The organism is Streptomyces tateyamensis, from assembly GCF_003205575.1.
GTDB lineage: Bacteria > Actinomycetota > Actinomycetes > Streptomycetales > Streptomycetaceae > Kitasatospora > Kitasatospora tateyamensis.
On record NZ_PYBW01000232.1, the window covers coordinates 1 to 4,254 of the forward strand.

The 4,254-nt window shown below is 74.0% G+C and carries 3 protein-coding genes; 2 read left to right on the forward strand and 1 reads right to left on the reverse strand.

The genetic code is table 11. The features are described 5' to 3' along the window. Positions 1–504: CAP domain-containing protein (locus C7C46_RS32980; RefSeq protein ID WP_146259319.1), on the forward strand; the 504-nt coding region annotated here is incomplete at its 5' end. Positions 505–566: 62 nt separating this feature from the next. On the opposite strand, the gene C7C46_RS32985 is transcribed toward C7C46_RS32980, so the two are convergent. Further along, positions 567–3,473, reverse strand: a complete 2,907-nt coding sequence (locus tag C7C46_RS32985) for a hypothetical protein (protein ID WP_110673590.1) — start codon at positions 3,471–3,473, stop codon at positions 567–569. A 219-nt stretch (positions 3,474–3,692) separates the two neighbouring features. Between C7C46_RS32985 and C7C46_RS32990 the strand changes: the two genes are divergently transcribed. Beyond that, the coding region (locus tag C7C46_RS32990) for a GNAT family N-acetyltransferase (protein ID WP_110673591.1) at positions 3,693–4,254 on the forward strand (562 nt) is incomplete at its 3' end.

Here is a 4,254-nt window from a genome sequence, read left to right on the forward strand (position 1 = left end):
GTGGACGCGGTGGCCGGCGGGCTGCCCTCGGTCCCGCCGGCCGCTCTGCCGTCCACCGCGGCGCCGAGCTCGGCCGCGCCCTCGCCCGTGCACTCCAGCCCCGCGCCCGCCAAGCGCGACACCCCGTGGGCCCAGCAGGTTCTCGACCTGGTCAACTCGCAGCGGGCCCAGCACGGTTGTTCGGCCGTCACGGCCAACGCCAAGCTGCAGCAGGCGGCCCAGAACCAGTCCGACGACATGGCCGCCCGCAACTTCTTCGACCACACCAACCCCGACGGCGCTGGCCCGCAGCAGCGGATCGAGGCGGCCGGCTACCAGTGGAGCTCCTGGGGCGAGAACATCGCCCGCGGCCAGGGCGACCCGGGCTCGGTGATGGAGAGCTGGATGAACAGCCCCGGCCACCGGGCCAACATCCTCAACTGCTCCTTCAAGGAACTGGGCGTCGGCATCCACCAGGGCCCCGGCGGCCCCTGGTGGACCCAGGACTTCGGCTCCCCCAGCTGATCCGGGCGCCCCTCGGGCTGCGGCGCGACCGGAGCGGCTGGTGCAAGCGAGTTGACGCAGCGTCACAGATTCAGCGGCTCGTCCGGCTCCTGCTCGCGCAGTTCGACGGTGGCGCCGACCAGCGCCAGGACCGCCTGTGCGTAGGGCCGTTCGGTGGGGACCAGGTCCTGCTGGGCGGGCGGCGGCGGGAAGCCCCAGCCCGGGCCGGCCTGGCCGAGGGAGTGCCAGAAAGCGGCGAAGCAGAGCCGGGAGCGGGCGGCGGCCCGCTCGGCCAGCCCGTCGATGCCCAGGCCGGCCGCCAGCTCGAACCGCTCGCCGGCCTGCACGAGCGCCGTTTCGAGCACCGAGCGGCTGTACTCGTTGGGGTGCTGGTTCGGTACCTCCTGGTCCACCTGGTAGACGGTGGCGAGCAGCACCTGACGGATGTGCAGGTCCAGCGCGAGCGCGTACCCGCGGGCCCGCTCCTCGCCCGTCGCCCGCTCGGCCTCGCTCCAGGCCAGGTCGGCGTAGCTGCCGACGACGAGCACCCGCAGCTCGTTGTCCTCGTCGAGGTCGTGCCGGATCCGCTCCAGCAGTGCGCGGGCCTCCCCCGTGCGCGCGGGCACCTCGCCGACCAGCGCGGCGGTCAGCCACACCGCCCAGGCCCGGATCCACCGTTCGTCCCGCTCGACCTCCAGGTCGGCCGTCAGCCGGTACCAGGTGACGGCCTTGGCCCGGTCGCGCTCGGTGCCGCTGCTGCCGAACCAGGCGATGTCGCCCTGCAGGGTGTTGAGGATCAGGTGGATCCGGCGCAGGTCCGGGTCGCTCGGCAGCACCGTGCGCCGGTCGATCCCCAGCAGCATGCGCAGCCTGGTCGCCGCCTGGCCGGCCCGCGCCCACCGCTCGGCGTCCCGGCCCGGCACCTGGTTCAGCAGGCCGGCCACGTAGCCGGTGCGTAGTTGGTCCAGCACCTCGACCCACTCCCCGTCCGCCCCCGGCGGCAGCGCCAACCGGTAGGCGTGGATGAGCTGTTGGCAGTAGAGCGAGTCGATCTCGGTGCCCCACCACCAGAACGCCTCGACGAACAGCCGGATCATCGCCTGGCGGGCACCGACGAACTCCTTCTCGCGCAGGTTGGACGCGTGGTAGAGCCACTCCTGCGAATCGCGCTGGAAGTCCGGGTCCTCGAACCGGGCGCCGGCCGCGTGCGGGGAGTCGGTGTCGATCTCGATGTCGAAGTTGAGCACGCCGCGGTAGTGGCGCTCCACCAGGGCGTGGGTCTGCCGCCAGGTGCGCGGGCTGTCGGCGGCCAACTGGCTGCCGAGGTTCTCCCGCAGGTAGTCGTGCAGCCGCCAGCCCTGCTCCCGGTCGTCGTCGAACTTGGTGGTGAAGTCGCTGCGGAAGAGCCAGTCGTGCAGCCGCCCGGCGGCCTGCTCCGCCACGCCCAGCCCGGCCAGCACGCCGAGGAAGGCCGGTTCGGGGCAGCGCCGCATCACCAGCAGCAGGTCGAACAGCTCGGGCACCGCCACCCCGGCGCGCACCTCGGCCTGCTCCTGGAGGTACTCCCGGGTGGCCCGGGCCCCGCTGGCGACCTCCCAGACCCGGTCGCCGCCGAGGAAGGCGCGGCGGGCGGTGGCCACGGGGGCGTCGACGGGCACCGTCTCGGCGACGATCTCGGTGCAGGTGGCCACGCCGAGCGGGTGGCCCTTGGTGGCCTGGTAGACGGCCGCGGCGCAGGCCCGGGCCGGTTGCGCCGCCCAGCCCGCCGCCGCCAGCCGGTCGGCCGTGAAGCCGAGCACCTCCGGCTCCCCCATCAGGCCCAGGCGCACCTCGAGGTCGGTGCGCGGCACGGCCGTCCCGTCCGACGCCGGGCGGCGCGCGTGCACCACGACCGCGTCGCCGAGCCCGTCCAGCAGCCCGATCAGCCAGTCACCCACCGGGGTGCCGAGGACGAACTGCAGGTCGTCCACCAGGACGGCCAGTTGCCGGCGGCGGGCGATCGGGGCCAGTTCGTCCAGCACCCGCTGCTGCATCCGCAGCAGCCTCTCCTGCTGCGGGCTGCTCGGCACCGGCACGGCGGTGACCTGGACCGTGGTGTTGGTCAGCGACACCCGGTGGGCCGCGGTCAGGTCGAGCGTGGCCTGAACGTGCTGACCGCCGTTCGACAACCAGGCCTCGCGGGTGGCCAGCAGCCGCTCGTGCAGCGGATCGCCGGCCGCCGAGCGCACCTCGCGCAGGTCGTCGGCCATCGCGGCCACCAGTGCCTGGCAGGCGATCAGGTCGGCCGACTCGCGCTGCTCGGCCAGCCGTTGCTGCCCGTCGGCGGTGCCGTAGCTGGGCCGCTGGGCGGTGACGAAGACGGTGGCGAAGCCCTGCTGCTTCAGGGCGTCCGTCAACTCGGCCAGCAGCAGGCTCTTGCCGCACCCGCTGTCGGCCAGCACCCCCACCCGCAGCCGCCCGCGCCGACGCAGCTCGGCCAGCACCCGGTCGCGCTGCTCGCGCAGGGTGGGTGCGGCCGCGGCGGGCCGGGCGCCCTGGGCGGCGATCCGGATCCCCTCGAAAGCGGTGCCGCGCGCCCGCTCGGCCGAGAAGCCGGCCGGCCCGCCGTCGGCGCGCACCTCGACGCCGCTGACGGTGAGGTTCCGGCTCGCTTCCAGCACCGCCTCGGCCCGGTCGCCCTCGCTCACCACCCGCACGTCCGAGACCCGGCCCCGGCGCGCACCCTTGGCCGAGAAGAACGCACCAGGCCCGGCCGGGTCCGGCGGCTGCGGGTCCGAGCCGCGCCGCACTCCCTGCCAGAACCACACCCCCAGCGCCAGCAGCACCACCAGGAGCACCGCCCCCAGCGCCAGCAGCCCCGAGGCGCCCAGGCCCTCGGCCGCCGTGCCCACCACCACCGCACCCACCAGCCCGTAGAGCAGGGCGGGTTGGCGCTTCAGATAACGCGCGGTGGAGCCGAGCAGAGTCGTGAGTGGATCGAAGGTGGACACAAATCCCCCGCACGAAGTCAAGGTAGATTCTGGCCTGAGCGCGTTCTGAACGACCCGGTCAAACATAGTCGCAGTGACGCCAATCCTGCTTCGCTGTGCAGAAACTGAGACTGGGTCAGCACAGCACGCGGACCCGACCCGAACCTTGCGGGCCCGGGCGCGGTCTGCCACCGTGAGCGCGACAGCACGGTCCGACAGCACGAAGAGGCGGTTCACCCGGTGGCCGAAGCACTCGAAGTCCCCGGCGAGAGCCGGGGCGCGGACTGGAAGATCCATCAACTGACCGAGCCGGGACCGGCCTTGGACGCGGTCTACCGGGAGCTGCTGCTCCCCTCGTTCAGCCTCGACGAGCTGTCCACCCTCGAAGAGCTCAGCCAGGTGGTGGCGGCCGGACAGACCCTGGTCTGGGTCACCACCGACGCGGACGGGCGACTGCTGGGCACCGCGATCGGCGAGTGGGAACCAGGGCCCCGGGTGGTGCTGCTGGCCTGGCTGGCGGTGCGCCCCGGGCTGCGCGGGGGCGGGATCGGCGGCCCGCTGCTGCGCGCCGCCCTGGACGCCTGGCAGGCCGCCTACGACCCCTGCCTGATCCTCACCGAGATCGCCGACCCGGCCCACCCGCACGGCGGCGACGAGGCGCACGGCGATCCGGCCGCCCGGCTGCGCTTCTACCGCCGGCTCGGCGCCCGCGCCCTGGACCTGCCGTACTTCCAGGCCGCGCTGGGCGGCGACCGCGCCCGGGTGGACGACATGCTGCTGCTGGTGCTGCGCAGCCACCCCG